The sequence below is a fragment of the Nonomuraea sp. NPDC000554 genome (genome assembly GCF_040300065.1).
In the GTDB taxonomy this organism is placed as follows: domain Bacteria; phylum Actinomycetota; class Actinomycetes; order Streptosporangiales; family Streptosporangiaceae; genus Nonomuraea.
Genome location: NZ_JBEPDC010000015.1, coordinates 207,010 through 233,847 on the forward strand (window position 1 = coordinate 207,010; position 26,838 = coordinate 233,847).

Genomic DNA, 26,838 nt, shown 5'->3' on the forward strand with positions numbered 1-26,838 from the left:
GTTCACAGCACACCCTTGGTGCTGGGCACGCCGCTGGCGCGCGGGTCGAGCTCGGACGCCTCGCGCAGCGCCCGTGCCAGGGCCTTGAACTGCGCCTCGACGATGTGGTGGGCGTTGCGCCCGTACGGGACGTGCACGTGCAGGCAGATAGCCGCCTGCGCGACGAACGACTCCAGGATGTGCCGCGTCATGGTGGTGTCGTACTCGGGGCCGATCATCGGCGCCATGCCCTCGGGCTCGGAGTGCACCAGGTACGGACGGCCCGACAGGTCGACCGTCACCTGGGCGAGCGACTCGTCCAGCGGGCAGGACGCGCTCCCGAACCGCCGGATGCCCGACTTGTCGCCCAACGCCTCGCGGAACGCCGCACCCAGCGCGAGAGCGGTGTCCTCGATCGTGTGGTGGGAGTCGATGTGCAGATCGCCCTCGGTCTTCACCGTCAGGTCGAACAGCCCGTGCTTGCCGAGCTGCGCCAGCATGTGGTCGTAGAAACCGACCCCGGTGGACACGTCCACCCGCCCGGTGCCGTCGAGCCCCACCTCGACCAGAACGGACGTCTCCTTCGTAGCGCGCTCGACGCGGCCTACGCGGCTCACAGAACTCCCTCCAGCGCGGCGCGGAACGCCGCCATCTCCTCGCTGGTGCCGATCGACACACGCAGCCATTCTGGCGGCCCCACCTCGCGGATGAGGACTCCCCGCTCCAGCAGCCCCTCCCAGACCTTACGCCGGTCAGGAAAACGCCCGAACAGTACGAAGTTCGCGTCGGAATCGGCGACAGTCAACCCCTTGCCGCGCAGCCACGCCACGGTCGCGTCGCGCTCGTCGCGCAGCGCGGCGACAGTGCCCAGCAGCTCCTCGCGGTGCCGCAACGCCACCCGCGCCGCCGCCTGGGTGAGCGTCGACAGGTGGTACGGCAGACGCACCAGCTGCAGCGCCTGCACCACCGCCGGGTGCGCGGCCAGGTAGCCGAGCCGGGTTCCGGCCATGGCGAACGCCTTCGACATCGTCCTGGTGACGATCAGCCTGGGGAACTCGCCGAGCAGGGTGAGCGCCGAGGGCGTGCCCTGCCTGGCGAACTCGGCGTACGCCTCGTCGACCACGACCACGCCCCTGGCCACCCGCAGCACCGCGACGATCGTCTCCAGCGGCAACGCGGTGCCGGTCGGGTTGTTCGGCGAGGTCAGGAAGACGATGTCGGGATCGTGCTCCTCGACGGCCGCCGCCGCCTTGACGGGGTCGAGCGCGAAGTCGGCCTCACGGACGCCGCCCACCCACGCGGTGCTGGTGCCGGACGTGATGATCGGGTGCATCGAGTAGGACGGCTCGAAGCCCAGCGCGCTGCGCCCGTACCCGCCGAAGGCCTGCAGGATCTGCTGCAGTACCTCGTTCGAGCCGTTGGCCGCCCACACCTGCTCGAGCGTCAGGCCGTGGCCCAGGTAGCCGGCCAGGTCGGCGCGGAGGGCCTCCGCCTCCCTCTCGGGGTAGCGGTTCAGCTCTCCGGCGCTCCTGCGTACCTCCTCCGCCAGGTCGGCGACCAGCTCGGCGGAGGGCGGGTACGGGTTCTCGTTGGTGTTCAGCCGGACCGGGACGTCGATCTGGGGCGCGCCGTACGGCTTCCTGCCCTTGAGGTCGTCGCGGATCGGCAGGTCTTCGAGGTTCACGCGCCCTCCCCCTGAACAGGCACCTGCCAGCCGAAGCGGGCGCGGACCGCCGCGCCGTGCGCCGGCAGGTCTTCGGCGTCGGCCAGCACCGACACGTGCGCCGCCGCGCCGGCCAGCGCCTCGCGCGTGTACTCGACCACGTGGATGCCGCGCAGGAACGACTGCACCGACAGGCCGCTGGAGTGGCAGGCGCAGCCGCCCGTGGGCAGCACGTGGTTGGAACCCGCCAGGTAGTCGCCGAGAGAGACCGGCGCGTACGTGCCGACGAAGATCGCGCCGGCGTTCCTGACCCTGGCCGCCACCCCGGCCGCGTCGGCCGTGTGGATCTCCAGGTGCTCGGCGGCGTAGGCGTCGACCACCTTGACGCCGTCGTCGATCGAGTCGACCAGGACGATGCCCGACTGCCTGCCGCCGAGCGCCTCGGCGACGCGGTCGGCGTGCTTGGTCACGGCCACCTGCGCCTGCAGCTCCCTCTCGACCGCCTCGGCCAGCTCGGCGCTGTCGGTGACCAGCACCGCGGCGGCGATCACATCGTGCTCGGCCTGGCTGATCAGGTCGGCCGCCACGTGCACCGGGTCGGCGCCGCCGTCGGCGAGGACGGCGATCTCGGTGGGGCCCGCCTCGGAGTCGATGCCGATGCGGCCCTTGAGCAGCCGCTTGGCCGCCGCCACCCAGATGTTGCCCGGGCCCGTCACCATGGTGGCGGGCGGGCACTCCTCGGTGCCGTACGCGAACATGGCCACGGCCTGCGCGCCGCCCACGGCGTACACCTCGTCGACGCCGAGCAGCGCGCACGCGGCCAGGATCGTGGGGTGCGGCAGCCCGCCGAAGTCCTTCTGCGCGGGGCTCGTGACGGCCAGCGACCCGACCCCCGCCTCCTGCGCCGGGACCACGTTCATCACCACGCTGGACGGGTACACCGCCCGCCCGCCGGGCACGTACAGCCCGACCCGGTCGACCGGCACCCACCGCTCGGTCACGGTGCCGCCGGGGACCACCTCCGTCGTGACGTCGGAACGCCGCTGGTCGCGGTGGACCAGCCGGGCCCGGCGGATCGACTCCTCCAGAGCCGCGCGCACCTCGGGGCGCAGCTCCTCCAGCGCCCGCTTGATCGCCTCCGGCGACACGCGGGCGGACTCGATCTCGACACCGTCGAACCTGGCGGTCAGCTCCCGTACGGCTGCCGCCCCGCGATGGCGCACCTCGTCGCAGATCGGCCGCACCTTCTCCAGGGCGGCCTCGACGTCGAGTTCGGCGCGGGGCAGCACGTCGCGCAGGTTCTCCGGCAGAGAACCACGCATGTCAATACGGGAAATCACCCACCTAGTCTACGGAGTCCGGCTGGTGACTCCCGTCTTGTCCATCATGCGGACGTATGCCTGAGACGCCGCCCCAGACGGGACTTCACCGCCCGGCCTGCCCGGCGACGGGCGCGGGGTCCGTCAGCGTGCGGGCGAGCAGGCACGACAGGGCCGGGAAGACGGCCAGGACCCCCAGAGCCAGCCTCAGGGAGGTGGCCTCCGCCAGGGCGCCGACCAGCGGGCTGGTCAGGCCGCCGACGCTGACGGCCAGGCCGAGGGTGACGCCGCCGGCGGTCCCCACCCGGTTGGGCAGGAAGTCCTGGCCGAGCGTCACGTGCAGCGAGAACGGCACGTACAGGGTGATCGAGGCGGCCGCGACGAACGCGTACGCCGTCCAGCCCGGAGCCAGGACCACGCCCGCCATCGCCGGGACCGCCGCCGCGTAGGCCAGCCACATGGTGCGCACCCGGCCCCACCGCCCGGCCAGCCTGCCGCCCAGCACGGTGCCGACCGCGCCGCCTCCGAACAGCACGAACAGCGCGACCGCCCCCGCCGCGCCGCCGCCCAGGTAGAGCGCCACGAACGCGCTGAGCCCGACGTAGGCGACCGACCGGCAGACGATCACCAGCGTGAGGCGGGTGAACGCGGGCCAGTCGTCCCGGCCGCCCGCGTGCCGCGCCGCGCCGCCGCCTCCGTCGCGCCGGGCCGGCGAGCCCAGCACCGTGACCGTGAGCGCCGCCCCCACCAGGCCCGGCACGACGAGCCAGGGGGACGCACCCAGCCCCCCGGCCGACAGCAGCGGTGTCACCAGGATCGGGGAGCAGGCGAAGCCGAGGGTGCCGCCCAGCGAGAACCAGCTCATCCGGACGTGGCTGCCCTCGCTGGCGATCCTGGCCAGCCGCGCCGACTCCGGGTGGTACGCCGCCACCCCGAGCCCCGACAGCGCCACCGCCAGCCAGGTCAGCACGTACGAGCCGGCGACGCCGCTGAGCGCCACCCCGAGCCCGGCCGTCGCCATGCTGACCGGGATCAGCCACGGCATCCGCCACCGGTCGGTGAGCGCGCCGAACACCGGCTGCACCACCGACGACAGCAGCGTCGCCGCCAGCACGATCCCCGACGCCGCGACGTAGCCGTAGCCGCGCTCCGCCACGAGGAACGGGACGAGCGCGGGCACCGCGCCCTGGTAGACGTCCACGCCGGCGTGGCCGGCGGCCAGCACCGGAATCCTGTTCACCTGTCGGCGCCGGGGCGCCGTGACCTGCTCCGGAGTCGTTTCCACCCGTCGATCGTCGCCCCGGGACATTCTGGCCCGCTTCCAATAAAATGCCAATCTATGCCGCAAGTCCGCCATACGCCGGAGGCTCCCACCGGGACGCGCCCGCTGGCGCCCGGCGCGGGCATCGACGCGCACCGGCACGACAACCACCAGATCGTCTATGCCCGGCACGGCGTCCTGTCGGTCACCACGGGCGCGGGCACCTGGATCGCCCCGGCCAACCGGGCGATCTGGATCCCGGCGGGCACCGTGCACGAGCACCGCGCCCACGGCAGCACCGACCTGCGGCTCGTCGGCCTCGCGGACAACCCGCTGGGGCTCACCAGGCCCGCCGTGCTGGCCGTCGGCCCGCTGCTGCGCGAGCTGATCATCGCCTACACGCAGGACCCGTCCGACGACGGTCCCGAGCGCGCCAGGCTGCGCGGCGTCCTGCTCGACCAGCTCCGCCGCTCCCCCGAGCAGCCCTTCCACCTGCCCACGGCCAGGGACCCGCGACTGGCGGCCGTCTGCGCCATCCTGCGCGCGGACCCCGCCGACGGGCGCACGCTCGCGCGACTCGGCGCGCAGGTGGGCACCAGCGACCGCACCCTGGCCCGGCTGTGCCGGGCGGAGCTGGGCATGACCTTCCCGCAGTGGCGCACCCAGCTCCGGCTGCACCACGCGCTGCTGCTGCTCGCCGACGGCCTCCCGGTCACCACGGTCGCGCACCGCTGCGGGTGGGCGACCGCGAGCGCCTTCATCGACGTGTTCCGGCGCACGCTCGGGTACACCCCCGGCCGCGCCTTTACATTGTAGATTCGCTACACTGGTCTGTCGTGAGCACATCGAAAGCCAAGGGAGGCACCCCGGCTACCGTGGCGCTGACCAGGTCCAAAGTGGAGTTCACGCTCCACCCGTACGAGCACGACGCCGCCGCCCAGGCGTACGGCGAGGAGGCGGCCGACGCGCTCGGCGTGCCCCACGAGCGGATCTTCAAGACGCTCGTGGCCGAGGTGGAGAGCGGGCTCGCCGTGGCGGTCGTCCCCGTGTCGGGCAAGCTCGACCTCAAGGCGCTGGCGACGGCGCTCAAGAGCAAGCGGGCCGCGATGGCCGACGCTGCCAAGGTGGAGCGGGTGACCGGCTACGTGGTCGGCGGCATCAGCCCGCTCGGCCAGCGCAAGCAGCTGCCCACGGTGGTCGACTCGTCCGCGCTGGACTTCGACACGATCTACTTCTCGGCGGGCAAGCGCGGCCTCCAGATCGAGACCGCACCCGCCAACCTCATCACCCTGACCAGAGCCGTCACCGCCCCCATCGGCAAGGCCGGCTGACCCAGCGGCCGCCCCCACACCCCCATCGCCCGCCCCACACTCAGCGACGCCCACCCGGGGGGTGCCGGAGGGCGGCCACACCGCCCTATCGGCCTCGGCGTTGCTGGCGCCACCGTACGAACGGGTCGCGCTGGGGACGCCTGATCGTCGGCCGCTGCTGATCAGGGCGTTGGCCGAAACGGCCGACGTCGCGGCGCATGTCGCGGCGAATGTCGGCTCCAGGCGGGTCACGGCGGACGTCACGTGGGACGTCCCGGCGGACGTCACGGCGGATGTCCGCCTCGGGCAGGCCGCGGCGCACGTCACGGCGGACGTCCGCCCCAAGCGGGTCGCGGCGCACGTCACGGCGGACATCGGCCCCGAACGGGTCGCGACGGACGTCGCGGTGGATGTCGGCCCCGGGCCGGTCGCGACGGTTGTCACGCCCCTGACCGAAACCCCCCTGGCCGACGTCACCCGGGACAACGCCACCTTGGTCGGCGCCTCCCGGATCAGCGCCGCCCAGGCCACCCCACGGGTCGGCGCCCCCCAGGCCGGTGCCCAGGTCGGCGCCGCCCAGGCCGTCACGGGGGTCACGGCCGTCACGACCGCCGCGCCCGTCCCGGCCGTCGCGGTGCCTCGCCTTCTCCTCGGCCTCCTTCAGGCCCGGCGTGAAGCCGCCGCCGAAGCGTCCCATGTCGGGGCCGCGGAAACCTCTCGGCGGGGTGCGGCGCAGCGCCGCGTCCATGGAGTCCACCCAGATGGGCCCCGGCAGGGACGCCCCCTGCACCGACCCGTAGTACTCGCCGCCGATCTCCACCCCCGTGAGCGGGAACTTGTAGGAGCCGCGGATGTCGCCGACGCTGACCGCCGCCGCCAGGTTCGGGGTGTAGCCGGCGAACCAGGCGGAGGTGTAGCCGTTGTTGGTGCCCGTCTTGCCCGCCGCGGGCCTGCCCGGGCTCTGGCCTCTCATGGTGCCCTTGGCGAACACGCCCGACAGGACGTAGTTGACCGCGTCCGCCACGCCCCGGTCGAGGGTCTGCTCGCAGGAGGGCGGGATGTGGTTCCTGCGGCCGTCGCTGTCGACGATGTCCACGATCGCCAGGGGCCGGCAGTACTGGCCGCGCGCCGCGAACGTGGCGAACGCGGCCGCCACCGTCACCGGGTCCATCTCGTTCACGCCGAGCGTGAACGTGGGCACCTCGCGCAGCGGCGTGCCGTCGGCCCTGCTGACGCCGAGCGCCTTGGCGGTCTTGACCACGTTGCACAGGCCGACCTTGCGCTCCAGCATCATGTAGAAGATGTTGACCGACTGCCACGTGCCGGTCTCCAGGCTGTGCGGGCCGCCGGTGCCTTCGCCGCTGGCGTTGAGGATGCGGGCGTGGGGGTCGTTCACCCGCTTGCCCGAGCAGTCGCGGTAGCCGTGGGCGGGCACCAGCTCGCCGGGCGTGTTGAAGCCGTCGCCGAACCGCCAGCCCTGCTGGAGCGCGGTGGCCAGGGTGAACGCCTTGAACGTGGAGCCGGCCTGGAAGCCCTGGCCGCCGCCGTGCATCACGTCCGCGGCGAGGTTGAACGTGGTGCGCGGGCCGTTCTTCTTGTTGCCGGGGTTGCGGCCGAACTCCTTGCTCGCGGTGATCGCCCTGATCCGTCCGGTGCCGGGTTCGATCATGGCCTCGGCCGCCACCTGGGAGTCCGCGGGGTGGACGCGCCGACGGATGGCCCGCTCGGCGGCGTGCTGCGCCGTCGGGTCCAGGCTGGTCCTGATCACCAGGCCGCCCTTGGACATCCGCGCCTGCCGTTCCGCGGCCGTGTTGCCGAACGCCGGGTTGGTCAGCAGCTCGCGCTGCACGTACACGCAGTAGTACGGGTACTCGCTCTGCCCGCACCCGCCGGGCTCCGGGCGGAGCTTGAGGTCGAGCCCGGTGCGCTGGGCCGCCTTCGCCTGGGCCGGGGTGATGAGGTGGTTCTCGGCCATCCGGTCGAGGACGAGGTTCCTGCGCTCCTTGAGCCGCACCAGGTGCGTCCGGCCGAGCGAGGGGTCGGTCGCGTACGGCATGCGCACGGCGCCCGCCAGCGTGGCCGCCTGGGGCAGTGTCAGCCTGGCGGCAGTGGTGGAGAAGAAGCGCCTGGCCGCCGCCTCGACCCCGTGCGCGCCCGCGCCGAAGTAGGCGATGTTGAGGTACTTCTCCAGGATCTCGTCCTTGGTGTACTTCTTCTCCAGCGCCAGCGCGTACCGCAGCTCGGTGATCTTGCGGGCCAGGTTGGGGGCGCGTGCCCGGTTGCGTTCGAGGTCGCTGCGCGCGCCCTCCACCAGGATGTTCTTGACGAGCTGCTGGGTGAGCGAGGAGCCGCCCTGCCGGATGCCGCCGGCCTGCGTGTTGGTGAGCAAGGCCCGGAGTGTGCCCCGGACGTCCAGGCCGCCGTGCTCGTAGAAGCGGGCGTCCTCGATGGCCACGATGGCGTTGCGCATCACGGGGGCGACCCTGGCCAGCGGCACGGTCGTCCTGTTCGCCTCGTAGAACTGGGCGAACTGCTTGCCGTTCTTGTCCAGCAGCCTGGTCACCTGGGAGAGCGGCGTCTCCCGAGGTGCGGGCGGCAGGTCGACGAAGGTCCTCGCGACGCTCTTCGCGGCGAGCCCCGCGCCGCCCACCGAGGGCATGGCGAGCGCGGCCGCCAGGATCCCGCCCAGCGCTCCCGCCAGGACGAGGCTCCCGATGGTTCTGAGCACACTCACGCAGATGATCTGCGACGAGGAGAAGCGCGGCAAACGCCCAGCTTCGCAGTCTTTACCGTTCTCTACGGATGTTCAGACCGAGCGACGCGAACTGTTCGAACGGGCGGTGATAGCCGCGCTCGATGTGGTGGACGCCGCGCAGCGTGGACGTCCCGTCGGCCACCGCGGCCGCCAGCACGGCGCTGAACCCGGCCCTGATGTCGGGCAGCGTCACGTCGGCCCCCTTGAGCTGCGACACGCCCCGCACGACGGCCGAGTGCCGGGCGTTGGTGTCGTGGTAGCGGCAGGCCGGGCCGCCCAGGCACTGGTCGAACACCTCGATCTCGCAGCCCATCCGCTGGAGCGCGGGAACGTAGACGAGCCGGTTCTCGAAGACCGTCTCGTGCAGCACCGACATGCCCTGGCTCTGCGTGAACAGCACCATCAGCGGCGTCTGCCAGTCGGTCATGAACCCGGGGTGGGTGTCGGTCTGGACGGCCGCCGCGCGCAACCCCTCGGGGGGCGCGGTCGCGCACAGGTACTCGTCGTTGATGTCGAACTGGGCGCCCATCCTGGCCAGCGTGGTGATCGCGGTGACCAGGCGGTCCTGCGGGCAGCCGTGCACCCGCACCTCGCCGCCCGTCACCAGGCCCGCCGCCAGGTAGGAGAACGCCTCGATGCGGTCGCCCGCCAGCCAGATGGACGCGCCGTGCAGCCGCTCCACGCCTTCGATGACGATCCGGCGGTCAGGTGACAGCTCGATCCTGGCGCCCATCCGCTGCAGGAACAGCGCCAGTTCCACGACCTCGGGCTCCATCGCCGCGTTCTTCACCACGGTCTTGCCCTCGGCCAGGACCGCCGACATGAGGATCGTCTCGGTCGCGCCCACGCTCGGGTACGGCAGCTCGATCCTGGTGCCGTTGAGCCGTTTGGCCTTGGCGAAGATGCCGGTGTCGCCCACCTCGACCTCGGCGCCCATCGCGCGCAGCGCCTCCACGTGGAAGTTGACCGGCCGCCGCCCGATCGGGTCGCCGCCGACCAGCGGCACGAAGGCCTCTCCCGCCAGGTGCAGGAGCGGGCCGAGCATGAGGATGGGGATCCGGTTCAATCCGGTGAACGCGTCGGGCACCCGGGGCCGGATCTCGGGGCCCTGCCCGACGCGGATCTCCGACCGGGTGATCTCGACGTTGATGCCCAGCGACTCGAGCATCGCCGCGGTGATGCCGACCTCGCCGACCTCGGGCACGTTGTGGATGGTGCTCTCGCCGCTGCCGAGCATGGCGGCGACCATGTGCTTCGACACGGCGTTCTTGGAGCCGCGTACTTCGACGTCCCCCCTGAGAGGGCCGGAGGGTTCGATCAGCCATACCTCTTCTGCAGTCACTCCGCGAGCCTAGCCGGGGGATAGCATCGATCTGATTCGGACGTACATGTGAAGGAGAGTGGTGTGGCGAGGCATTTGCGCGCTGTAGCGGTGACTGTCCTCACACTCGCTGCTCTGGGCGTGCTCGCCGGGCTGCTCTGGTCCTGGCTGTCGCCCCGCGCGCCGTACCAGGTGACGGCGCAGGGGCCGGTGCTGGCCGATCCGACCACGCAGGCGCTGATCGCGGCCGACGGCTGGTTCGCGGTGATCACGGGCGGGCTGGGGCTGGTCTGCGGGGCGGTGGCGTGGTTCGTCGGCCGCCAGGACCGGCTGTCGATGCTGGTGGGACTCTGCGCGGGCGCGGTGCTCGGCGCCTTCCTGACGCTCTGGGTCGGGTCCACCTTCACCCTCGGCGTGGTCACCGTCGAGGCGGCGGCCGCCCCCGGCACGAAGGTCGTGCCGGGCGCGCTGAAGCTCACCGCCGAGGGCGTGCTGGTCTCCTGGCCGCTGCTCGCGGTCGGGCTGTTCACCCTGCTGGAGGGCATGCACGGGTACCGCGAGTCGCCGCTGCGCCGGCCGTACGCGGGCGAGCAGCCGGACGAGGCCGGCTAGAGCGCCGGGCGGCGCAGCCCGTGGCCGGTGACCTGCTCGAACGCGCGGGCCACGCGCAGCACCCGGGCGTCGGCGAACGGGCGGCCGACGATCTGCACGCCGACCGGCAGCCCCTCCGGGGTGAACCCGGCGGGCACCGAGGCGGCCGGCGCGTGCAGCACGCTGATCCAGTACGCCGAGCGCATCCACGCCAGGTAATCGGGCAGCTTCTCGCCGTTGATCTCGCCGACGTACGGGTGCTCGACGGGGAACGGCGGCACCTGGCTGACCGGAGCGATCAGCACGTCGTAGCTGTCGAAGAAGGCGGCCATCCGGTGGTAGAGGCCGGTGCGCAGGCGTTCGGCCCTGGCCAGGTCGGCGCCCGTGACCTGGCGGCCCTGCTCGACGTTCCAGCGGGTGTTGGGGCCCAGGCCCTCGAGGTCGCCGAAGGACAGCGCGTAGTACCACGCCCGGTAGATCCGGAAGGCGTCGTCGGCGTCGGACAGGTCCAGCTCGACCTGCTCGACGTGCGCGCCCAGCCGTTCGAACACCTCGGGCGCGGTGGCGGTGACGGCCGCGGTGCGCGGGTCGACGGGCAGGCCCCCGAGGTCGGGGCTCCACGCCACGCGCAGGCCGCCGACCTGCCGATCGGGGTCGGGGGTGAAGGTCTCCGTGATCGAGTACGGGACGCGCGGGTCGAACCCGGCGATGGCCGACAGCATCAGGGTCAGGTCGTCGACCGTGCGCGCCATCGGCCCCGGCACGGCGAGGGTGTACCAGGCGGCGTTCTCCGAGAGGGAGGGCACCCGGCCCGGGGTCGGCCGCAGCCCCACGACGTTGCAGAAGGACGCCGGGTTGCGCAGCGAGCCGCCCATGTCGGAGCCGTCGGCCAGCGGGACCATGCCGCTGGCCAGCGCCGCGGCCGCGCCGCCGCTGCTGCCACCCGCCGACCTGGTGAGGTCGTAGGGGTTGCGGGTGGCGCCGAACACCTCGTTGACGGTGTGCGAGCCGGTGCCGAACTCGGGGGTGTTGGTCTTGCCCACGCTGATCGCCCCGGCCCGCTTGAGGCGCTCGACGATCAGGTCGTCCTGGTCGGGGATGTTCCCGGCGAAGAGCGGCGAGCCGTAGGTCGTGCGGATGTGCGCGGTGTCGACGAGGTCCTTGTGCGCCACCGGCAGCCCGTGCAGCGGCCCCAGGGGCTCTCCCGCGGCCTGGCGTGCGTCGGCGGCCTTCGCGGCGTCGAGCGCCTGCTCGGCGGCGAGCGTGACGACGGCGTTCACCTGGGGATTGACCTGCTCGATGCGGTCGAGGTGGGCCTGGAGCAGCTCGACGGCGCTCACCTGGCCCGCCCGGACCAGGCGGGCCATCTCGGTCGCAGTCAGGTAGTGCAGTTCGCTCACCCTTCGATCCTCCCTCATGGGGCGCCGCCCCTCGCCCCCTTCCCTGCCCGATCCTCCCGGCGGGCCGGTGGGCGGGAGGCGGCGGTCAGCGGACGGCGACCGGGGAGGACGCGTCGCGGACCAGCAGGCGGGGCGGCCCGCCGTCGAGCGGCGCCGCCCACACGTCGCCGTCCTTGGCGTACATCACGGTCCGCTCGTCCAGCCAGGCGGCCTGGTCGTCGACGCTGGCGCTCTCCCCCAGCGGTGTCTCGCGCATCGTGTTCAGGTCCAGGGCGTGCAGCCGCCACGGCCCCGGGCTGACCCGCTTCTTGAACACCAGGTGGCGGCCGTCGGGCGACAGCGACGGGCATTCGGCGTTCTCCCTGAGCGTCCGCGCCCGCCACGCCCCGAAGTCGCCCTCCACCAGATACGTCTTCCCCTTCGTGGAGACCGTGGCGTAGAAGCGGTTGTCGTCGGCGGCGAACGTGACGCCCCAGTAGTTCACGTCCGGCGCGTGGTAGCGGCGGCCGTCCAGGTAGAGCGGGATGCCCTCGATGTTGGTGACGGCGTAGCCGGTGCGCGTGTCGAGGATGCCGGTCCAGGTGGAGAAGCCGCCGCTGCTGTAGGAGTCGCCGGTGACGAACACCGTCCACGACGCCATCCGCCCGCTCTGCGAGACCCTGGCGCGGCTGGGGATCCCGGCCAGTTTGATCCTGCGGGTCTCGCGCAGCGACCGGTCGAGGATGAGCGCGTCGGTCTTGGGGAGCGTCCCCGGCTTGGTCACCAGGCAGAGCGTCGTGCCGCCCGCGCTGTGGAAGCGGTCGCAGGCCGTGCCGCTCACCGTGGGGGCGGCGCCCGGGTCGTCCAGCGGCACGGCGGCGATCCGGCCCGCGCTGCGCACCAGCAGCCGCCCGGGGACGCCCGGGTCGAACGCGGCCACGGCGGGGGCCGCTCCGCGCGAGGCGGCCCAGGTGGCGTAGGCCACGGCTCCCCCTGCCAGCACCACCACCGCGACCAGCAGCACGACGAACCTCTTCACCGTCTCCTCCTCCGGATGCCATCGGGTGCGCCACGCGCGGCGCACCCGCTCATCACCGCCTCCGGCTGGAGGGGGCGGTCACGGGTGCGCGCAGGGAGCGCCACGCGAGCGCCAGCGACAGCACCAGCCCCGCCGCCATCACCGCCAGCCCCTCGGTCTCGCCGAGCACCGTCCACAGGGCGCCGAACAGCATCGACGACACCATGCGGGCCGTCGCCTGGCCGGTCTGGATCAGCGCCAGGCCGCTGGTCCTGCTCTCCTCCGGCAGCAGCGGTCCGGCCAGCGCCATCAGCACCCCGTCGGTGGCGGCGTAGAACGCGCCGTGCAGCGCCAGCACGGGCACCAGCCAGGCCGGGCCCATGAGCAGCAGGTACGCGGCCAGCAGCGCCACGTGCCCGGCCGCGAACACCGCTGCCCTGCCGTACCGGTCGGCCAGCCTGCCGAACGGCACGGCCAGCAGCAGGTACGCCCCCGCCGTGCCGAGCGGCAGCAGCGGGAACAGCTCCGGCGCCAGCGCGAGCCGTTTCTGCAGCATCAGGTAGACGAACGAGTCGCTCACCGTCACCAGGCCGAGCGCCGCCGCCACCAGGCACAGCCGCCGGAAGCGGACCTGCCCCAGCAGCGTCCGGAGTTGGAGCGGCCCGCGCCCGCCGGGTGGCAGCGGCCCGCGCCTGTCGCGCACGTACAGCACGAGCAGCAGGACGCCGAGCGCGGCGACGCAGAAGCTGGTGACGAAGACCGCGTCGTAGGCGCCGGCCGTGACGGTGAGCACCCCGAACGCCACGAGCGGGCCGAGGAAGGCGCCCACCGTGTCCATCGCCCGGTGCACGCCGAACGCGCCGCCGAGCCGGTCCGCGGGCGCGCTGAGCGTGATCAGCGCGTCCCTGGGCGCCGTCCGCAGGCCCTTGCCGGTCCGGTCGGCCGCCATGACGGCGCCCAGAGCCGCCACCGAGCCGCCCGCCGCGAGCAGGGCGAGCTTGCACACGGCCGACAGCCCGTAGCCGACCCCGGCGACCAGTTTGCGCCGCGCGAGGCGGTCGGCCGCGTGCCCGCCCGCCAGCCTGACCAGGGCGGTCACGCCGAAGTAGAGCCCGTCGAGCACGCCGAACTGCACGAGGCTGAGCCCGAGCGCGCTCACCAGGTACAGCGGCAGCACCGCCGTGACCATCTCCGACGATATGTCGGTGACCAGGCTGACCAGGCCGAGTGCCAGCACGTTGGCCGGCACGGACCTGGCGAGCCCGGTTCCTTTGATCGAGATGTACATCTACGCCCGGCCGGTGAGGTCGAGGAGCACGCCGTGCCCGGCGGCGGCGGTCGCCTTGCGCATCCGCCTCGCCCCTCAGTGGCAGGTGTAGGTGGGGCTGGTGTCCTTGGCGGAACCGTCGGTGCCGATCAGCTGCCAGCCGAACGTGCTGTCGGTGAGGGTCAGCTTGAGCACGCCGTAGGTGTCGGTGAGCCGCTTCTGGCTGTTCGGCTGCACGTTCTCGATCTTGTACGGCGAGGCGCCGCCCATGCCGCCGAGCACCTCGACGATGCCGTTGGGGTCGGCTTGACCGTTCGGGTTCTGCGCCGCGAACCGCTCGTAGTGGTGGTCGTGGCCGTTGAGCACCAGGTCGGCGCGGGCTTCGTAGAGCGCCTGCCAGACCGGCCTGGACACCGGGTCGTTGCCGTGCTCGCCCGAGCTGAACAGCGGGTGGTGCCAGTAGGCCGCGACGCACCGCTTGGTCGTGGCCGCCAGGTCGGCCTTCAGCCAGGTGAGCTGCGCCTGCTGGTCGAAGGCGTTGGAGTCGAGTGCGACGAAGTGCCAGCCGCCGTGGTCGTAGCTGTAGTAGCTCTTGCCCTGCGGGAAGGCGATCGAGCCGAAGTACGCCTTGTAGCCCGCCTCAGATCCGGCCGGGTCGTAGGTCTCGTGGTTGCCGGGCACCGGGCGGGTCTTGGCCTTGAACCTGCCCCACGTCTTGTCGTAGTAGTTGCGGAAGTCCGACAGGCGGGCGTCGTCGTACTGGTTGTCGCCCATGGTGATGACGAACTCGGGGTTCATGGCCTCGACGCGGGCGGCGGTCTTGGGGTGCGCGCACGAGCTGGAGCTTGCGGTGCACTGCTCGGCGATGTCACCGGCCGCCGCGACGACGAAGGAGCCGCCCGGCGGGTCAGTGGGCGGGTCGGTCGGGGTGCTGGTGCCGCCGAACACCTGCATCTCGTAGACCGAGTAGCCGTAGGAGGTGCCGCGGGCCGTCCCGTACAGGCGGACGTAGCGCCCGGTTCCGGACACCGTCAGGTCGTCGAGGCCGCCGTCACCCGAGGTGGTGGAGTAGACGGTGGTCCAGGACGACGCGTCGTCGGACGTCTCGATCCGGTAGGACGCGCCGTACGCGGCCTCCCAGAACAGCTTGACCCTGCTGATCTGCTGCGGGCTGCCGAGATCGACGCGGATCCACTCGGGGTCGTGGCCCTCCTGCGAGGCCCACCTGGTGGAGGTGGTGTCGCCGTCGAAGGCCTTGCCCGAGCTGTAGGAGGAGCCCTCCTTGGACGAGGAGGAGGTGGGTTTGCCCTGCGACAGCAGGGTCTCGGCCGCGCCGGCGGACGTGGCTGCCACCACGACGAGCAGTCCGGCGAACAAGGCGATCACGGCGGCGACGGCTAAGCGGGCTCTGGACACGGCGAATCTCCTGAGGGGGTGAGAGATCAGGGCATGTCAGACCGGGCGCCCGCCGGGACGGCCCACCGGGCACCACGTCACGGCCGGGACAGCAGAGGTCTCGCTGAGCGCGTCACTTTTCCCTAGAAAAGCCGCGCCAAGCCGCTACCGGAAAGCGTGGCAAGCGGCTTGACGGCTGTCAAGAAAGTTAGGAACCCTTATTAACCTATTAACCCTCAGGCCCCCAGACAGGCCGGGCCGAGCAGTTGCTTCAGGTCGCCCATCAGCGCGGGAGAGGGTGTCACCCGCAGCCGGTCCTCGACGCGCAGGACGGTCGTCTTCGGCCCGTTGTGCACCTGCAGGTGCACCTCGGACGTGCCCGGATGGGTGGTGAGGATCTCCTTCAGCCGGGTGACGACCGGCGGGGTACACCGGGTCAGCGGCAGGCTCACCAGCAGCGGCCCGCCCGCCTCCTGGGTCAGGTCGGGCGCGGTCACCTCCATCGCGACGATCTTCGCGACGTCCTCGCGCTTGTCGATGCGCCCCTTGACGAAGACGATCGCGTCTTCGGCCAGGATCGTCGAGCACAGCTGGTAGGCCGACGGGAAGATCATCACCTCGATGGCGCCCGCGAGGTCCTCCAGCTGGGTGAGCACCCAGGTGTCGCCCTTCTTGGTGACCTTGCGCTGCACGCCGCTCAGGATGCCGCCGACGGTCACGACCTGCCCGTCGGCCCGGCTCTCGTCCTGGACCGCGGCGATCGAGCAGTCGGCCCCGGAGGCCAGGATGTGCTCGACGCCGAACAGCGGGTGGTCGGACACGTACAGGCCGAGCATCTCGCGCTCGAACTGCAGCAGCGTGTTCTTGTCCCACTCCCCCACCGGGATCTGCACGTCGAAGGTCTGGTCCTCGCCGCCCTCGATCGCGCCGAACAGGGAGTCCTGGCCGATGGCCTCGTTCTTCTTGATGTCGATGATCGCGTCGACGGCCTGCTCGTGCACCATGACCAGGCCCTTGCGGACGTGGCCGAGCGAGTCGAAGGACCCCGCCTTGACCAGCGACTCGATCACGCGCTTGTTGCAGACGATCGCGGGCACCTTGCGCAGGAAGTCCTTGAAGTCGCCGAAACGGCCCTTCTCCTTGCGCGCGGAGATGATGCCGTCGACGACGTTGCCGCCCACGTTACGGACCGCCGACAGGCCGAAGCGGATGTCGGTGCCGCGCGGGGTGAAGTCGAAGTCGGAGTCGTTGACGTCCGGCGGGAAGACCTTGATGCCCATCCGGCGGCACTCGTTGAGGTAGAGGGCCGACTTGTCCTTGTCGTCCTTGACGCTCGACAGCAGCGCGGCCATGTAGGCGGCGGGGTGGTTGGCCTTGAGGTAGGCGGTCCAGTAGGACACCAGGCCGTAGGCGGCCGAGTGGGCCTTGTTGAAGGCGTAGTCGGAGAACGGCAGCAGGATGTCCCACAGCGTCTTGATGGCCGCGGCGGAGTAGCCGTTGTCCTTCATACCCGCCTCGAAGGACTCGAACTGCTTGTCGAGCTCGGCCTTCTTCTTCTTGCCCATCGCGCGGCGGAGCAGGTCGGCTTTGCCGAGCGAGAACCCGGCGACCTTCTGCGCGATGGCCATGACCTGCTCCTGGTAGACGATCAGGCCGTAGGTCGTGTCGAGGATCTCGGCGAGCGACTCCTTGAACTCCGGGTGGATCGGGGTGATCTCCTGCTGGCCGTTCTTGCGCAGCGCGTAGTTGGTGTGGGAGTTGGCGCCCATCGGGCCGGGACGGTAGAGGGCGCCGACGGCGGAGATGTCCTCGAAGTTGTCGGGCTTCATCAGCCGCAGCAGCGAGCGCATGCCGCCGCCATCGAGCTGGAACACGCCGAGCGTGTCGCCCCTGCCGAGCAGCTCGTAGGTCTTGCGGTCGTCGAGCGGCAACTTCAGCAGGTCGATCCACTCACCGGTGGTCGACTGGATCAGCTTGAGGCAGTCGTCCATGATGGTGAGGTTGCGCAGGCCCAGGAAGTCCATCTTCAGCAGGCCGAGCGTCTCGCAGGTCGGATAGTCGAACTGCGTGATGATCGCGCCGTCGGAGTCGCGGCGCATGATCGGGATGTAGTCGGTGATCACCTCGGCCGACATGATCACGCCTGCGGCGTGCACGCCGGTCTGCCTGATCAGGCCCTCCAGGCCCTTGCCGAGGTCCATCGTCGCCTTGACGTCGACGTCTTCCTCGTAGAGCCTGCGCAACTCGCCCGCCTCGCCGTAGCGCGGGTGATCCTTGTCGAAGATGCCCGACAGCGGGATGTCCTTGCCCATCACCGCGGGCGGGAACGCCTTGGACACCTTGTCGCCGAGCGCGTACGGATAGCCGAGGACGCGACCGGCGTCCTTGATGGCGGCCTTCGCCTTGATGGTGCCGAACGTGGCGATCATGGCGACCTTGTCGGCGCCCCACTTCTCGGTCACGTAGCGGATCACGTCGGCCCGCCTGCGCTCGTCGAAGTCGATGTCGACGTCGGGCATGGAGACGCGGTCGGGGTTGAGGAAGCGCTCGAAGATCAGGCCGTGCGGCAGCGGGTCGAGGTCGGTGATGCCCATCGCGTACGCCACCAGCGAGCCCGCGGCCGAGCCTCGGCCCGGCCCGACCGGGATGCCGTTCTCCTTGGCCCACATGATGAAGTCGGCGACCACGAGGAAGTAGCTCGGGAAGCCCATCTGCTCGATGATGCCGATCTCGTACTCGGCCTGCTTGCGGTGCTCCTCGTCGTAGCCCTCGGGCCAGCGGCGGTCCATGCCCTCCCAGACGGTCCTGCGGAAGAACTCGGTCTCCGTCATGCCGTCGGGGACGGGGTAGGTCGGCATCAGGTTCTTGAACTCGAAGAACCCGGCCGGATCGACCTTCTCGGCCACCAGCAGCGTGTTCCGGCAGCCCTCGGCCCACAGGTCGGAGGAGTCGACGGCGCGCATCTCGTCGGCGGTCTTGATGTAGTAGCCGCTGCCGTCGAAGCGGAACCGCTCGGGGTCGGACAGCTGCTTGCCGGTCTGGATGCACAGCAGGGCGTCGTGCGAGGCGGCGTCGGACTCGTAGGTGTAGTGGGAGTCGTTGGTGACCAGCGGCGGGATGTTCAGGTCGCGGCTGATGCGGGTCAGCCCGTCGCGGACGCGGCGCTCGATGTCGAGGCCGTGGTCCATGATCTCCAGGAAGAAGTTCTCCTTGCCGAAGATCTCCTGGTACTTCGCGGCGGCCTTCAGCGCCTCGTCGTACTGGCCCAGCCTGAGCCTGGTCTGCACCTCACCGGAGGGGCAGCCGGTGGTGGCCATCAGGCCGTCGGCGTGCTCGGCGAGGATCTCGGCGTCCATCCGCGCCCACTTGCGGACGAACCCCTCGGTGTAGGCGCGCGAGGACAGCCGCATCAGGTTGTGCAGGCCGGTCTTGTTGCGTGCCCAGATCGTCATGTGGGTGTAGTAGCCGCCCGCGGAGACGTCGTCCCTCTTCTGGTGCGGCTCGCCCCACAGCACCGGCTTCTTGTTGTGGCGCAGTTCGGGCGCGACGTACGCCTCGATGCCGATGATCGGCTTGATCTCGGCGGCGGTCGCCTGCTTGTAGAAGTCGTAGGCGCCGTGCATGTTGCCGTGGTCGGTGATCGCGATCGCCGGCATGCCCAGCTCGCCGACCTGTTTGAACATCTGCTTGAGGCGCGCGGCACCGTCGAGCATGGAGTATTCGGTGTGCACATGCAGATGGACGAACGAGTCGCTGGACGACATGGAGCGGCGCCTCCCGGCCTGATGTGGTGTGCGTTTCGACTCTAGTGGTCCACGCCGACATCCCGGACGCCGCCCGAGGACGGCGTGCCGAACCCGTCACCCCAGGTAGCGCGGCTATCGTCTCCCTCACGGAAAGTGACGAGGGAGACACATGGAGCGCACGGAGACCGACGAGGGGTACCGGCACTCGCTGGGCAACCGCCAGGTCCAGATGATCGCGATCGGCGGGGCGATCGGCGTCGGCCTCTTCCTCGGCGCGGGAGGCCGTCTGGCCGCCGCGGGGCCCGCGCTCATGCTCTCCTACGCGGCTGCGGGAGTGGCCGCGTTCTTCGTCATGCGGGCACTCGGCGAGCTGGTGCTGTACAAGCCCGCCTCGGGCTCGTTCGTCGTGTACGCGGGCGAGTTCATCGGGCCGTGGGCGGCGTTCGCGAGCGGCTGGATGTACTGGATCAACTGGGCGTTCACCGGCATCGCCGAGCTGACCGCGATCGGCGCGTACGTCCACTACTGGGCGCCCGCGTTCCCCGAGTGGCTCACGGCGCTGATCGCGCTGGCCTCCGTGCTGGCGGTCAACCTGCTGTCGGTGCGGCTCTTCGGCGAGCTGGAGTTCTGGTTCGCCATGCTGAAGGTGCTGGCGATCGTCACGTTCCTGGTCGTCGGACTGGTGCTGGTGGTGTTCTCGGTGGGGCAGGCGGGCCCGCAGAACCTCGTCGCGCACGGGGGGTTCTTCCCCACCGGCTTCCCGATGGTGCTGATGAGCCTGCAGTCGGTGGTGTTCGCGTACGCCTCGATCGAGCTGGTCGGCATCACGGCGGGTGAGACGGCCAGGCCGCGCGAGGTCATGCCGAAGGCGATCAACGGCGTGGTGTGGCGGATCGCGGTGTTCTACGTCGGCTCGGTCGTGCTGCTGGCCATGGCGCTGCCGTGGACCGCCTACCGGGCGGGCACCTCGCCGTTCGTGACGGTCTTCGCCCATCTGGGCGTGCCGTGGGCCGCCGACGCGATGAACCTCATCGTGATCACCGCCGCGCTCTCCTCCTGCAACTCCGGTCTGTACGCCACGGGCCGCATCCTGCGCTCGATGGCCCGCAAGCAGGAGGCGCCCGGGTTCACCGGCACGCTCAGCGCGCGGCGCATCCCCGTCGGCGGCGTCCTGTTCACCGCGTCCACGTTCCTGGCGGGCGTGGCGATGTTCTACTTCGTGCCGGAACGGGCGTTCAACATCGCCACCGCCGTCGCCTCGTTCGGTGTGGTCACCACCTGGGGCACGCTGGTCTACTGCCAGATGCGGCTGCGCGGGTCCGGCCACCGCTCGGCGTTCCCGATGCCCGGTTCGCCGTACACCGGCTGGGCGACGCTCGCCTTCCTGGCGCTGGTGGTGCTGCTGATGCCGTTCGCCGACGCCGACCAGCGGGTCGCGTTCTTCCTGATGCCGGTGCTCATGGCGGCCATCGCGCTCGGCTGGGCGGTGGTCAGGCGGCGTCGCGCGTCCTTTCCCACCGACGACGTCCCCGTCGGCGACTAGGCTTCTGTGCGGAATGGAGATCGCCGCCCGCGGGAGGTCACGCTGGAGACACGCACGATCGCCCGGGTGGCGGCGGCGGCCACGCTGGGCGTCGCGCTCGCGCTGGCCACGCTCTCCCTCGACGTCCACCGCACCGTCGCCTGCGCCTTCCTGGGCGCGGGCTGCCCGACGAGTGACGCGCCGCGCGGCGACCTGCCGCGGGTGACCCGGCTGACCCCGGTGCAGGTGGCGCAGAGCGGCGCCTATGTGGCGCTCGGCGACTCCTTCTCCTCCGGGGAGGGCGTCTACGAGCAGGGGGAACGGCCGGTCAACGGCGGCGCCGACCGGTGCCACCGGGCCAGGGGCTCGTACGTCCCGCTGGTCGCGGGGGCGCACAGTTTCGGCGGCGGCAGCTCGTTCTGGGCCTGCAGCGGCGCGACGACGGGCCAGCTCTTCTCCGGGCAGTACGGGCAGCAGCCGCAGATCACCCGGGTCGGGCCGGAGACGAGCCTGGTGACGCTGAGCATCGGCGGCAACGACGCCGGGTTCACCCCCGTCCTGACCGGCTGCATCGTCAAGCTGCCCTGGTCGTCGGCGTGCGTCGAGCAGGACACGCAGGTGTCGCAGCGGATCGCCGGGTTACGTCCGAGCCTGCTGAAGGTGCTGCGCGAGCTGCGCGGCCGGGCGCCGAACGCCCGGATCATCGTGCTCGGCTACCCCCGCCCGTTCCCCGCCTCCCCCAGCGAGAGCGTCGACAACCTGAGCCCCGACGACCAGCGGTGGCTGAACGGGGTGACACGCCAGCTGAACGACCAGGTGGGCCAGGTGGCCGGCGAGTTCGACCGGGGCGTGGCGGCCTTCGGCGGGCCCGGCAGCGTGGAGTACGTCGACGCCTACGAGGCCTTCACCGGTCACGAGGTCGGGCGGCCCCAGCCGTACCTCAACGGGCTGCTACTCGATCTCGACGAGCTGACCGTCAACCCGCGCAGCTTCCACCCCACGGGCGACGGCTACCGCCGCTTCGCCGAGCTGATCAACGCCAAGATCGCCGCCGGGCCGGACCGCCCGCTGAACAACTTCGCCGTCACGTCCGCGCCGAGCGCTCCTCTGACAGGTGCAGCCCCGCCTCGATGACCGCGTTCATGATCGGCGCCAGCCGCGCCTCGCCCAGCTCGGGCGCGCGCTGGGCCATCCGCGCGACCAGCGCCCGCTCGCGCGCCATGTCGCGGCCCGCGAACCCGCCCACCGGCTTGAGCGTCTGGACGACTCCCGCCAGCGCGGCCCGCCGCTCCAGGAGGGTGGCCAGGGCGGCGTCGACCCGGTCGATGGCCTGCCTGCTCTCCTCCAGCGTGGCGGGCAGCTCGGGGCGGAGCAGGGCGCCGACGAGCGTCACCGCGTCCTGCGCCTCCCGCGTCCCGGAGCCGTCGACGAGGAGCCCGTCGGCGCCGGCCGCCACCGCCGCCGCGGACAGCCCGGGGTCCTGCGACACGTCGGCGACCACCGGCCGCCCCGACGCCTCCCGCGCGGCCCGCAGCAGGCCCAGGTCCAGCCGCCCCTGCTCGCAGAGGATCACCTGATCGTCGTTCTCCAGCGCGCAGTAGTCGGCCAGGGCGAGCCACTCCTCCAGCGACCCGGAGGGCCGCCGTTCCACCACCACGGGCAGCCCCAGCCCGGCGACCGCGCGCACCAGCGGGATGTCGCGCGTCCACGCCGCCCCGACGACCACGCCGTCGGCGTGCGCGGCGATCGCGGGCAGGTCGTCCGCGCGGGACGGCTCGACCAGCGTGGCCCCGTCGCGCAGCACCGCGGACGCGTCGGCCTGGCCGGGCCCGCGCAGGTTCACCCGGCCGCTGACCAGCACGGCAGGCCCGTCGCCCACGCGCAGCCCGCCCAGGCTGACCACGCGTCGTCGCAAAGTCGTAGACATTCGGCTCCCCCATTCGGGCCGGCCCCGCGCGGAGCCGGCAGAAAACCAAAAAGGCAGAGACGAGGCGTCTCTGCCTTGTGCCGACTCCAGGTGGTCGCTAGCTGACGACCGGCTCTCCCGGAGCCGGCTCGGTAAACGCGTAGCGACAAGTCATGTCAGAAGCTTACACCGGCTCTCCACCTGCTGGACGTTGCTTCTCATATGGCGGACTGTCCTTCAGGCGAGTCGCCGTTGATCCCTCACTGTGGGAGTATTTCTTGGCCTAGAGGAGGTTTTGAGGCCGTTGATGTCGGATCGGAAGCAGGACGGACGCCGCATCGCCGGCCGCTACCAGCTGCAGGAACCCATCGGCAGGGGTGGCATGGGCATCGTCTGGCGTGCCTATGACGAGCTCCTTGACCGCACGGTCGCCGTCAAGGAGGTCAGGTACGCCGCCGCCTTGGGCGACGAAGTGCAGCTGCTGAATCGGCGCACGATGCGCGAGGCGCGGGCGGCGGCCAGGTTCGAGCATCCCAACGTGATCGTCGTCCACGACGTGATCGAGGAGGACGACCGTCCCTGGATCGTCATGCAGCTCGTCGTCTCGCGCTCGCTGGGCGCGGTGATCAAGCAGGACGGTCCCCTCCCTCCCAAGCGGGTGGCCGAGATCGGCCTGGCCGTGCTGGACGCGCTGCACCGGGCGCACGAGTCCGGTGTGCTGCACCGCGACGTCAAGCCCGAGAACGTGCTGCTGGCCGACGACGGCCGGGTGGTGCTGACCGACTTCGGCATCGCCACGCTGGAGACCGAGACGCAGCTCACGGTCACCGGGCTGGCGGGTACCCCGGCGTTCATCGCGCCCGAGCGGCTCAAGGGGCTGCCGGCGCGGCGCGAGTCGGACCTGTGGTCGCTGGGCGCGACCCTCTACACGGCCGTGGAGGGCAGGTCGCCGCACGAGCGCGGGATGGCGCTGGCGACCATGCACGCCGTCCTGACCGACCCGCCCGACCCCGCTCCGCACGCGGGGCCGCTGGCGTCGGTGATCGACGGCCTGCTGGTCAAGGAGCCGGTGCAGCGGCTCACGTACGAGGAGGCCACGCTCGAGCTGCGCAAGGTGATCGCGCAGGCCACCGTCCGGCCCGCGCCCGTCGCCACCGACGCCGCCGACTACGACTACGACGACACGGCGACCGACCCGGACCTGGCCGTCCCCGTGCTGCCGGAGACCGGAGCGCGGCTCACCCCGGTGACGCCGCAGCCGACCCGCGAGCCCGCGGCGCACGTGGCCGAGTCCACCATCAACGCGGAGCGGCCGGAGGGGCGGCGGGCCATGCCGATCATCGCCGCCATCGGCGCCGTCGTGCTCGTCGCCAGCGTGGGCGGGTACCTCGGCCTGCGCTCGGCGCCCGGCACCGAGCCCAAGAACCGGACCGCGGCCAGCCTGTCGTCGCAGCCTTCCACCGCTCCCCCTTCCACGCCGCCGCCCTCCGCGACCAGCGCGCCGTCCACTCCTGCGGCCACCCCCACGACCAGCCCGTCGCCCACGCCGACCGCCACCCAGAAAGACCCGGCCGCGGCGCTGCCGAAGAACTGGAAGACGTACACGGACGACAAGCTCGCCTTCTCGATCGGCCTGCCCAAGGGCTGGCGCGAGTACACCCGCCAGGGCAACCAGGTCTACTTCCGGGGTCCCGGCGCCGCCGCCAACTCCTTCCTGATGGTCGAGAGGGCCAAGAAGCCGGGCGACGACCCGTACAAGGACTGGAAGAAGCAGGAGCCGCGCTCGCGCGACAACTTCGGCGGCTACAAGCTGATCAGCATCAAGAAGGTGGACTACATGAAGGCCGCCGCCGACTGGGAGTTCTCCTGGAACACCAACACGGGCCCGACCCGGGTGCGCAACCGCGGCTTCATCACCGACGACGGCCGTGGCTACGCGATCTACTGGCACAGCCTGAAGAGCAGCTGGAAGAAGAACCTGCACTTCTTCGACACCTTCGCCGCGACCTTCAAGACCACGAAGTAGGCTGCGCGGCGTGGAAAGGCAGGTCGGCAACCGTTACCGGCTCATCGAACCGCTCGGCGAGGGCGGCATGGGCGTGGTCTGGCAGGCCTACGACGAGTTGCTCGACCGCACGGTCGCGATCAAGGAGGTCCGCTATTCGGGCGTCGGCGACGCCAAGCGGGCCGAGCTCAACAGCCGGACCATCAGGGAGGCCCGGGCGGCGGGCCGCCTCGACCACCCGTCAGTGGTCGTCATCCACGACGTCGTGGAGGAGGACGGCCGTCCGTGGATCGTGATGCAGCTGGTCAAGTCGCGGTCGCTGGCCGAGGAGGTCCGCATGCGCGGGCCGCTGCCGGTCGCGCGGGCCGCGCTGATCGGCGCCAGGGTGCTCGACGCGCTGCGCGCCGCGCACGCGACCGGGGTGCTGCACCGTGATGTCAAGCCGGAGAACGTGCTGCTGGCCGACGACGGCCGGGTGGTGCTGACCGACTTCGGCATCGCGTCCCTGGAGGCCGAGGCGGGCCTGACGGCCACGGGCGGCCTGATCGGGACTCCCGCGTACATGCCGCCGGAGCGGCTCAACGGCGAGCCCGCCAGGCCCGAGTCCGACCTGTGGTCGCTGGGCGCGACGCTGTACGCGGCGGTCGAGGGCGATCCGCCGTTCAAGCGGGACTCGTGGCCGGCGACGGTGGCGGCGGTGCTGCGCGACCGGCTCGAGCCGCCGTCGCGGGCGGGAGCGCTCGGCCCGGTGATCATGGCCATGCTGCACAGGAACCCTGCCGCCAGGATGCCCGCCGAGGAGGCGGCCCACCTGCTCGAGTCCCTGGCCGTCGACCCGAACGGGACGCTGGAGGTGCGCTCGGTGCGGCGACGGCGACGGCGCCGGCGGTGGGCGATCGTGCTGCCCGCCGCGGTGGCGCTGGCCGCGGTGCTGGGCACGGGCGGCGTCCTGCTGGCCGCCCGCTCCTCTGACACCCTGGGCGGGGCGAGCACGCCGGGTCCGTCTGGAACGAGCGCGCCCGAACCGAGCACGCCCGCGACGCCCTCTTCGCCCTCTTCGACCCCGTCACCCTCCCCACGTCCCCTCCCCGACGGCTGGCGCGCCTACAAGAACTCGCCGGGCGCCTTCTCCATCGCCCTGCCCGAAGGGTGGCGGGCGGTGAAGAGCCCCACGCGCGACAGCGTCACCCTGAGCCGCGCGGGCTTCCCCGGCCAGATGATCGTCGAGTGGACCGTCCCCGAGCGGCAGTGGGCCGATCCCGAGCGGCGCTGGGAGGCCCTGGAGAAGGAGATCCAGGCCAAGGGCGGGTTCACCGACTACACCAGGATCGGCATCACCCCGCTCACCTACCTCGGCCGGCCCGCCGCCGACTGGGAGTTCACCCGCCGCCGGCCCGACGGTAACCTGATTCACGTGGTCAACCGCGGTTTCCGTACCGCCGCGGGCCGCCCGTTCGCGCTGTACTGGGAGACCTCCGACTCGCGCTGGCAGCAGGACCGCCACTACTTCGACACCTTCGCCCGGACGTTCAAAGTGTTGTGAAATGAGCAGATGAAGGAGCAGGCGCGCTTCTGGCGGCACCCGGCGGTGCCGGAGGTCGACCTGCTCAAGGCCCGCTACGTCACCCACCGCTTCGCCAGGCACGCGCACGACGGCTACGCGATCGGCGTCATCCTCGCCGGCGTCGAGGAGTTCGACTGCCAGGGCAGCCTGCTGCGGGCGGGCGCGGGCGAGCTGGTGCTGGTCAACCCCGACACCGGGCACACCGGGCAGGCGGGCACGCCAGGCGGCTGGTCCTACCGGATGCTGTACCCGTCGGTCGAGGCGATGGCGGAGGTGGCGGCCGAGATCGGGCTGCCGCGCGGCACGCCGTACTTCCCTCAGCAGGTGGTGCGCGATCCGGCGGTGGCGGCGCTGCTGGGCAGCGCGCACCAGGCGACCGAGCGCGGCGACGGGCTGGCCGCCTCCACGCTGATGCGCACGCTGTTCGCCCGCCTGCTGGCCCGCCACGCCGTTCCCCGCCCGTCGGCCGTGCTGCCGTCCGAGGGGCTGCGGGCCGTCCGCGAGGCCCTGGACGTGCTGCACGGCAGCCTGCTCGATCCCCCCACGCTCGACGACCTGGCGCAGACCGTGCGGGCCAGGCCGTTCCCGCTGCTGCGGGCGTTCAAGGCGGCGACGGGCCTGCCGCCCCACGCCTACCTGACCTCGCTGCGGGTACGGCGGGCGCGCGGACTCCTGGCCTCCGGGATGCCACCCGCGCAGGTGGCCGCCGAGGTGGGCTTCACCGACCAGGCGCACCTGAGCCGCCACTTCAAGCGCATCATGGGCGTCCCGCCCGCGGCCTACCAACGCTCCGCAGGAACGTACAAGACCGAGTGAACGGGTAGCGCCTACCTTCTA

At 71.6% G+C, this 26,838-nt stretch carries 20 protein-coding genes; 8 read left to right on the forward strand and 12 right to left on the reverse strand.

The window, feature by feature from the left end:
- Nucleotides 1-2: 2 nt before the first annotated feature.
- The 4 genes from hisB to ABT294_RS27680 form a co-directional block, all read right to left on the reverse strand.
- On the reverse strand, nucleotides 3-596 hold the full coding sequence (hisB, locus tag ABT294_RS27665) for an imidazoleglycerol-phosphate dehydratase HisB (RefSeq protein WP_350809187.1): 594 nt from the start codon (nucleotides 594-596) through the stop codon (nucleotides 3-5).
- Nucleotides 593-1,663: a histidinol-phosphate transaminase gene (locus ABT294_RS27670; protein ID WP_350809188.1), complete on the reverse strand. Its 1,071-nt coding sequence runs from the start codon at nucleotides 1,661-1,663 to the stop codon at nucleotides 593-595. Before ABT294_RS27670 ends, hisB begins: the two co-directional genes overlap by 4 nt.
- Nucleotides 1,660-2,982, reverse strand: a complete 1,323-nt coding sequence (gene hisD / locus ABT294_RS27675) for a histidinol dehydrogenase (protein ID WP_350809189.1) — start codon at nucleotides 2,980-2,982, stop codon at nucleotides 1,660-1,662. The genes ABT294_RS27670 and hisD overlap by 4 nt, the downstream gene beginning before the upstream one ends.
- Nucleotides 2,983-3,067: 85 nt before the next feature.
- Entirely contained in the window at nucleotides 3,068-4,246 is a 1,179-nt protein-coding gene (locus ABT294_RS27680; protein ID WP_350809190.1) for an MFS transporter, read from the reverse strand.
- A gap of 54 nt (nucleotides 4,247-4,300) precedes the next feature.
- Between ABT294_RS27680 and ABT294_RS27685 the strand changes: the two genes are divergently transcribed.
- A complete protein-coding gene (locus ABT294_RS27685; protein ID WP_350809191.1) occupies nucleotides 4,301-5,038 on the forward strand; it encodes an AraC family transcriptional regulator in 738 nt (245 codons plus the stop codon).
- A 20-nt stretch (nucleotides 5,039-5,058) separates the two neighbouring features.
- Nucleotides 5,059-5,553: a Cys-tRNA(Pro) deacylase gene (gene ybaK, locus ABT294_RS27690; RefSeq protein WP_350809192.1), complete on the forward strand. Its 495-nt coding sequence runs from the start codon at nucleotides 5,059-5,061 to the stop codon at nucleotides 5,551-5,553.
- A gap of 85 nt (nucleotides 5,554-5,638) precedes the next feature.
- On the opposite strand, the gene ABT294_RS27695 is transcribed toward ybaK, so the two are convergent.
- Both ABT294_RS27695 and murA read right to left on the reverse strand, forming a co-directional pair.
- On the reverse strand, nucleotides 5,639-8,266 hold the full coding sequence (locus ABT294_RS27695) for a transglycosylase domain-containing protein (protein ID WP_350809193.1): 2,628 nt from the start codon (nucleotides 8,264-8,266) through the stop codon (nucleotides 5,639-5,641).
- A gap of 52 nt (nucleotides 8,267-8,318) precedes the next feature.
- Entirely contained in the window at nucleotides 8,319-9,629 is a 1,311-nt protein-coding gene (murA, locus tag ABT294_RS27700; protein WP_350809194.1) for a UDP-N-acetylglucosamine 1-carboxyvinyltransferase, read from the reverse strand.
- 90 nt (nucleotides 9,630-9,719) lie between these two features.
- Between murA and ABT294_RS27705 the strand changes: the two genes are divergently transcribed.
- A complete protein-coding gene (locus tag ABT294_RS27705; RefSeq protein ID WP_350809195.1) occupies nucleotides 9,720-10,220 on the forward strand; it encodes a hypothetical protein in 501 nt (166 codons plus the stop codon).
- Here the strand turns inward: ABT294_RS27705 and ABT294_RS27710 are convergent.
- The 5 genes from ABT294_RS27710 to dnaE all read right to left on the reverse strand — a co-directional run bounded on the left by ABT294_RS27710 (nucleotide 10,217) and on the right by dnaE (nucleotide 19,022).
- Nucleotides 10,217-11,599, reverse strand: coding sequence for an amidase (locus ABT294_RS27710; protein WP_350809196.1), 1,383 nt, complete (start codon nucleotides 11,597-11,599; stop codon nucleotides 10,217-10,219). The two genes, ABT294_RS27705 and ABT294_RS27710, sit on opposite strands and share 4 nt — an antisense overlap.
- A gap of 85 nt (nucleotides 11,600-11,684) precedes the next feature.
- Nucleotides 11,685-12,617 (reverse strand): TolB family protein, encoded by a 933-nt coding sequence (locus ABT294_RS27715; protein ID WP_350809197.1) that lies wholly within the window; start codon nucleotides 12,615-12,617, stop codon nucleotides 11,685-11,687.
- 52 nt (nucleotides 12,618-12,669) lie between these two features.
- Entirely contained in the window at nucleotides 12,670-13,884 is a 1,215-nt protein-coding gene (locus ABT294_RS27720; protein ID WP_350809198.1) for an MFS transporter, read from the reverse strand.
- A 75-nt stretch (nucleotides 13,885-13,959) separates the two neighbouring features.
- Nucleotides 13,960-15,279, reverse strand: coding sequence for a galactose-binding domain-containing protein (locus tag ABT294_RS27725; protein ID WP_350809199.1), 1,320 nt, complete (start codon nucleotides 15,277-15,279; stop codon nucleotides 13,960-13,962).
- A 215-nt stretch (nucleotides 15,280-15,494) separates the two neighbouring features.
- Nucleotides 15,495-19,022, reverse strand: coding sequence for a DNA polymerase III subunit alpha (dnaE, locus tag ABT294_RS27730; RefSeq protein ID WP_350809200.1), 3,528 nt, complete (start codon nucleotides 19,020-19,022; stop codon nucleotides 15,495-15,497).
- 151 nt (nucleotides 19,023-19,173) lie between these two features.
- On the opposite strand from dnaE, the gene ABT294_RS27735 reads away from it, so the two are divergent.
- Together ABT294_RS27735 and ABT294_RS27740 are read left to right on the forward strand one after the other, a co-directional pair.
- Entirely contained in the window at nucleotides 19,174-20,547 is a 1,374-nt protein-coding gene (locus tag ABT294_RS27735) for an amino acid permease (RefSeq protein WP_350809201.1), read from the forward strand.
- A gap of 6 nt (nucleotides 20,548-20,553) precedes the next feature.
- Entirely contained in the window at nucleotides 20,554-21,660 is a 1,107-nt protein-coding gene (locus tag ABT294_RS27740) for an SGNH/GDSL hydrolase family protein (RefSeq protein WP_350809202.1), read from the forward strand.
- Here the strand turns inward: ABT294_RS27740 and ABT294_RS27745 are convergent.
- Nucleotides 21,611-22,453 (reverse strand): chorismate mutase, encoded by an 843-nt coding sequence (locus ABT294_RS27745; protein ID WP_350809203.1) that lies wholly within the window; start codon nucleotides 22,451-22,453, stop codon nucleotides 21,611-21,613. The two genes, ABT294_RS27740 and ABT294_RS27745, sit on opposite strands and share 50 nt — an antisense overlap.
- Nucleotides 22,454-22,739: 286 nt before the next feature.
- Here ABT294_RS27745 and ABT294_RS27750 point away from each other — a divergent pair, with 286 nt between their 5' ends.
- The 3 genes from ABT294_RS27750 to ABT294_RS27760 are packed head-to-tail and all read left to right on the forward strand — an operon-like array spanning nucleotide 22,740 to nucleotide 26,817.
- A complete protein-coding gene (locus tag ABT294_RS27750) occupies nucleotides 22,740-24,458 on the forward strand; it encodes a serine/threonine-protein kinase (RefSeq protein ID WP_350809204.1) in 1,719 nt (572 codons plus the stop codon).
- Nucleotides 24,459-24,468: 10 nt separating this feature from the next.
- Nucleotides 24,469-25,980, forward strand: coding sequence for a serine/threonine-protein kinase (locus tag ABT294_RS27755; protein WP_350809205.1), 1,512 nt, complete (start codon nucleotides 24,469-24,471; stop codon nucleotides 25,978-25,980).
- A 9-nt stretch (nucleotides 25,981-25,989) separates the two neighbouring features.
- On the forward strand, nucleotides 25,990-26,817 hold the full coding sequence (locus ABT294_RS27760; protein ID WP_350809206.1) for an AraC family transcriptional regulator: 828 nt from the start codon (nucleotides 25,990-25,992) through the stop codon (nucleotides 26,815-26,817).
- The last annotated feature ends 21 nt before the right edge of the window (nucleotides 26,818-26,838 follow it).